Raw genomic sequence first — 4,402 nt, 5'->3', positions numbered from 1 at the left:
ACTCCGAGGCACACCTCATCGTAACGCAAACCCCACTAACTGAACGGTATTGGGGTTAGCCCCGGCCGACGGATGTGAGGATGCCGTAGCTGCGGCATCCTCTCGTTCCTTCGTGCGTAGCTGGGAGCACTCAAAGATGCGATTGCACGAAAGGATCTGGCCTGCAGAAATGCTCGAGGATATTGCTGCCGAACTGCAGGAACCACTTGGCCTGCAAACACGGTCAGCTGTCGGTGGGTGCGCCACGCTCGGCTGGGTCGCGATAAACGGATGAAGCGTATGCGAGCACCCAAGAAATCACATGTGGCGTACGGCACACTCTTGGGATCAGCGTCGTCGGCGTCATACGATTTGGTGTGCACCGGCTGATCCGATGTGCAGGCCGCTGGTGCCGCAACGCCGTGAGCTGAATCCTGTTCAGCCACTGGAGTTCGCGCTGCTTGACCGATCCTCGACTGCCGGTGTCGCGGCCCCGCCGTCCGCCAGCTCCGGCGGGGGTTCCGCGTGGCTTGACCCGTGGCGACTCGACTCGACTCGATGACGACGGGTGACGCCAAGGAGCCCATCTGTGCCGGCGTGTGCATTCTCGCCAACCTCCACTGACGTGCGAAGCTGCGGCGGCACGGCGATCGACGGTCGCCTTCCCAGAGCTCCTTCATTGTCGAATTTCGTTGCAGCAGAAGAATTTTAGATCATTCTTCACGCAGCTATCTCTGCGCATCAACCTCGAACGATCATATATGATCGTCGACCACGCGGACACATGGATCTCCCTTCGTGTGAAGCCTGATCTGCCCGAGCTCTGTCGGCAAAGACTAGGAATTGTCGCCCTGACTGGGGTTTGCTCACGAAGCCCGGTACTTGCCCCCGGCCCCGACAGCCTCTCGCATTGGTTGCGACCGCGGTCCGCGATTTGCACGCCCCCGACGAAGCGGGAAGTGTCGGATCCATGCTAAACCTCTCTCAAACACACCTGATTGGCCTACTCACCACGATGCGCATTCACCCCGTGCTTTCGGGTGATGCACGGTGCATCAACGTGGTTCATTGGTAGTTCGCGAAGGCACCGTGCCGTAGGTCTAGACCTCTGCATCGAGCCGTTCCCGCACACCGCCTGGCCATTCGATCGGTATGTGGAATACATGTCGACGCTACTTGCCTTCCTTAGGTCGATTGGCGTTCGCTCAACACCCGATCGACTCCGCGGCCCGGCGAGAAAGGCGGGCCACGTTTCGTGCCGACACCATTCCCAAGCTTCGGCTGCTGCCGGATCCGGCTCACTACACCACGAAGCGTTCTTGCACGCGGCATCGGATGTCGCGGATAACGCAGGCCGGTCGGGCTCCGAACTTTCCCTCCATCGGTGTCACTTCCGACAGCATCGGGCCGCATAGAGCGTGGATCGTCGGTGGCCGGCCCGACACGACTCTTGCGTTTCCCGCGAGTTCCAAAACGTGCGGCCAACGTCCATCGCCCGCCGTAACACTCGAAGCGCCATTTCGAAGGCAGCGCCGCGTCCGGTCATGGGAGGCGGTGGGTAGTCTTCGCCGCTCATTGAGGCGAGGCACGAGCGACGTAAACCGACAACAAATCCATTTGCGCAGCACCCGGCATCGCAGCGCTGATCAAGCCGGAAACCGAGCACCCCGCAGATCGATGGGGACGTCCCGGCTTGGAACACGAGGAAGTCGAGGCCGCACGCTGAGACGTACCCGCCTGACGACACGTGTTCTGAACTCATGGGCCGGCTCTGTCAAGGGACATTGGTTTCTGCCCATTGGCGGTCACGAAACCTGCCCGTGGGCGGACATGAATGTGCCCACGGGCGGACACGAAACTGCCCACCGTGTTGCTCAGGTGAGCGGTGTGGTGCCGGTGCCGGCGAGGGCTTGGCTCATCCGGATCGAATCTCCACTGGTCTGACAGAGGTGAGCGTGATGCATGAGCCGATCGACGGTGGCGGTGGCCAGTGTCTTGGGCATCAGTTCGTCGAATCCTGACGGATGCAGATTCGAGGAAAGCGCTAGGGCGCGTTTCTCATAGGCGGCATCGACAAGCCGGTAGAGGCCTTCGGCGGCGTCGGCGGCCACCGGCAACAGGCCGATGTCGTCGACCTATGCCGACGTCCTATCTGGGGTTACGTGACCACCGTCCGCAATGAATGGTGAGAGTTCTGTGCGAGGGTCGGCGTGTCTCTCGCGGACGTTCTATCCGGGGTGGTTACGCTACGGGGTGTGACGACGATCACAGAAACGGTCGGGGCGTGTTGTCGGGTGCAGCGGCTGGTCCTGCCCGATGGCGGGGGCCACACCTGGACGGTGCTCGGCTCGGATCATCGCCCGGTGGTCCCGGCGGAGGAGTACCTGGAATATCTTCGGGCCCAGCAGGTGTCGCCAAACACGGTGAAGTCCTATGCGCGGGCGTTGGCGTTGTGGTGGCAGTTTCTGGAGCTGTTCGGGCTGGTCTGGGATGCGGTGACGTTGGAGAACTTCGGTGCGTTCCTGACGTGGTTGCGTACCGGGGACGAGCCGGGGGTGGTGTCGATCGAGCGCCGTGGTGCCCGATTCGCCGAGTCGACGATCTCCGCGCGGCTGGGTGCGGTGCTGTCCTGCTACGACTATCACGTGCTTAACGGCGTGGACGTCGGCCGGGACCTGCATCGGATCACCCATCGCGGCGGCGGCCGGTACAAGCCGCTGCTCGAGCACGTCGTGCGGCGAAAGGGTCGTCGCCAGGCGGTGATCCGGGTGCGCCGCCCGGGCCGGGGGGCGCCACCGATCTTGACGCCCGAGCAGATCGAGCGGATCTGTGAGGCATGCGCGAGTTGGGATCCCGACACGCGGGAGTGGCGTGGGTCGGTGCGCAACCGGCTGCTCTGGATGTTGTTGGCGGAGACGGGCGTTCGGTTGGGTGAGGCGCTCGGGTTGCAGCATCGCGATTGGCACACCGGGTGCGGTGACACCCCGTACGTCGAGGTCGTGACCCGAGACCACCCGCATGAGGTGCGGGCCAAGAGCGGCTACCGGCGGGTGTATGTCTCCGACGAGCTGGACCGCCTCTACGGCGAGTACGTCTGGCGGTTGTGCGAGGCCGGCGCCGATCTGGCCACCGACGACTTCGACGGCACTTGCGTGTTCGTCAACCTCGACCGGGAACCGCGGTTCGCGCCGTGGCGACCGGAGTCCGTCTACGATCTGGTGGACCGGCTGCGCCGCGAGCTGTCCGGGCAGGTGCCGCAGGCCTGGTCGCCGCACTGGATGCGGCACAGCCACGCCACGGCGCTGTTGCTGTCGGGGGTACCGGTGCACGTGGTGAGTCGACGATTGGGACATGTCGACGTGCAGACCACGCTCAACACGTACGCGCACGTGAGCGAGGACGCCGAGATGCGGGCGGCCGCCGACTGGAAGGCGGTCACCGCCGGCTGGCGAGTCGGCGCGCACCGCGACGAGCGGATCGGGTCCGGCTCGTGACCGGCGGGCGCGACGAGGCCACGATCGACTGGGTGGAAGCGGCCCGCGTCCGCTGCGACCCGCAGGCGCTGGAGGACTTGTGGGCGGCCGTGCCGGAACCGATGCGGCTGTCGTGCTTCGCCGAGTCGAGTGTCCCACCGGAATACGCGGGAGCGTTCTGCCACGACGGGACCTGGCGGGCCGGGGTGGACCTGTCGCAGCTGCCGGAGCCGATGCGCCGGGAGGTGGCGTGGTGTGTGTTCCGGATCATCGAGCTGGGCGGGAAGATCCCGACACCGGGCTTGAGCATGCTGGTGCGCCGGCTCGGTGAGGTGATCGCCGATCGTGCCGGGCGGGCGCCCGCCTCCCTGCTCGGACTGCCCGTGCGGGACTGGTGCGGGCAGATCCAGCACGCGGTGCACCGGCGCCGCGGGCGGCTACCGGCGGCCACCACGATGAAGAACATCCGCTGCCTGCTGACGAGGATGATGCGGCTGCTCGTCACCGCCTCCGATACCGGCCCGTGGTGGCAGCGAGACCGATGGAACCCGGTCGAGGACAACCGGATCCCGCTGCGTGAGCACGAGCCGATGGGCCGGTACTCGGTGCGGTTCGACCGGATCGGCGCCCGCTGGCTGCGGCGCGGGCTGCAGTGGCACTGCAAGGTCGGGCTGGAGACGGGATCGTTGAGCTGGTCGACGGTGCACCGCCGGATCGTGGCGGTGGGCGAGTTCGACGGCTTCCTGGGCGGCCGCGGAGTCGAGGGGCCGTGGCTGGTCGATGACGCCGCCGGGATGCGGGCCCTCATGCTGGAGTTCCTCGGTCATCTCCGCGCCAGGCCGGTCACCCGTGGACGCCGCACCGGCCAGCGGTTGTCGCCGGAGTCGGTGCAGCACCTGGCCAGCGATGTGGAGCAGTTCTACCTGTTCATGACCGACAACAAGGACGCG

Annotated in this window: 2 protein-coding genes and 1 pseudogene; 2 read left to right on the top strand and 1 reads right to left on the bottom strand. The window is 65.6% G+C overall.

The window, feature by feature from the left end:
• Positions 1 to 1,853: 1,853 nt before the first annotated feature.
• Positions 1,854 to 2,114, bottom strand: a pseudogene (locus P3H15_RS53130) (ATP-binding protein); the annotation flags it as partial.
• 120 nt (positions 2,115 to 2,234) lie between these two features.
• Between P3H15_RS53130 and P3H15_RS53125 the strand changes: the two are divergent.
• The gene (locus P3H15_RS53125; RefSeq protein ID WP_276144685.1) at positions 2,235 to 3,473 is read left to right on the top strand and encodes a tyrosine-type recombinase/integrase; all 1,239 of its coding nucleotides are present in this window, start codon (positions 2,235 to 2,237) and stop codon (positions 3,471 to 3,473) included.
• A partial coding sequence (locus P3H15_RS53120) for a hypothetical protein (RefSeq protein ID WP_276144684.1) occupies positions 3,470 to 4,402 on the top strand: 933 nt, incomplete at its 3' end. The genes P3H15_RS53125 and P3H15_RS53120, both read left to right, overlap by 4 nt.

It is taken from the genome of Rhodococcus sp. T2V (assembly GCF_029269925.1).
GTDB classification, from domain to species: Bacteria; Actinomycetota; Actinomycetes; order Mycobacteriales; family Mycobacteriaceae; genus Rhodococcus_F; species Rhodococcus_F koreensis.
Note: the sequence above shows the minus strand (reverse complement) of the source record. Positions and strands in the feature narration are given on the sequence as shown.